Consider the following 1,100-nt stretch of genomic DNA (forward strand, 5'->3'; position numbering starts at 1 on the left):
GTCCGCGTCACTACCCTGCTGCGTCACCCCATTGCTCATAACGGTTTACGGTGGTACAGGAATTTCCACCTGTTGTCCTTCGACTACGCCTATCGGCCTCGCCTTAGGTCCCGACTTACCCTGAGCGGACGAACCTTCCTCAGGAACCCTTAGGCTTTCGGCGGATCTGATTCTCACAGATCTTTTCGTTACTCATACCGGCATTCTCACTTGTATGCTCTCCAGCGCTCCTTACGGTACACCTTCAACGTACATACAACGCTCCCCTACCCCTGATGCAAGCATCAAGCCATAGCTTCGGTGGTGTGTTTAGCCCCGTTACATTTTCGGCGCAGAGTCACTCGACCAGTGAGCTATTACGCACTCTTTCAATGGTGGCTGCTTCTAAGCCAACATCCTGGTTGTCTGTGCAACTCCACATCCTTTCCCACTTAACACACACTTGGGGACCTTAGCTGATGGTCTGGGCTGTTTCCCTTTTGACAATGGATCTTAGCACTCACTGTCTGACTCCCGGACGTAAGTCGATGGCATTCGGAGTTTGACTGAGCTTGGTAACCCTTGCGGGCCCCGCACCCAATCAGTGCTCTACCTCCATGACTCTTCATTCCGAGGCTAGCCCTAAAGCTATTTCGGGGAGAACCAGCTATCTCCGAGTTCGATTGGAATTTCTCCGCTACCCCCACCTCATCCCCGCACTTTTCAACGTGCGTGGGTTCGGGCCTCCAGTGCGTGTTACCGCACCTTCACCCTGGACAGGGGTAGATCACCCGGTTTCGGGTCTACGCCCACGTACTCAAATCGCCCTATTCAGACTCGCTTTCGCTGCGGCTTCGGCTTCTCACCTTAACCTTGCACGGGAGCGTAACTCGCCGGTTCATTCTACAAAAGGCACGCCATCACCCATAAAAAGGGCTCTGACTTCTTGTAAGCACACGGTTTCAGGTTCTATTTCACTCCCCTTCCGGGGTGCTTTTCACCTTTCCCTCACGGTACTGCTTCACTATCGGTCGCCAGAGAGTATTTAGCCTTGGCAGATGGTCCTGCCGGATTCATACGGGGTTTCACGTGCCCCGCACTACTCGGGATCCGTCTCGGAG

General features: G+C 54.0%; 1 rRNA gene. It reads right to left on the minus strand.

What is annotated here, in order from left to right:
• Positions 1-1,100, minus strand: a 23S ribosomal RNA gene (locus OIN60_RS01895); the annotation flags it as partial.

The organism is Paenibacillus zeirhizosphaerae (assembly GCF_030705605.1).
GTDB lineage: Bacteria > Bacillota > Bacilli > Paenibacillales > Paenibacillaceae > Paenibacillus > Paenibacillus zeirhizosphaerae.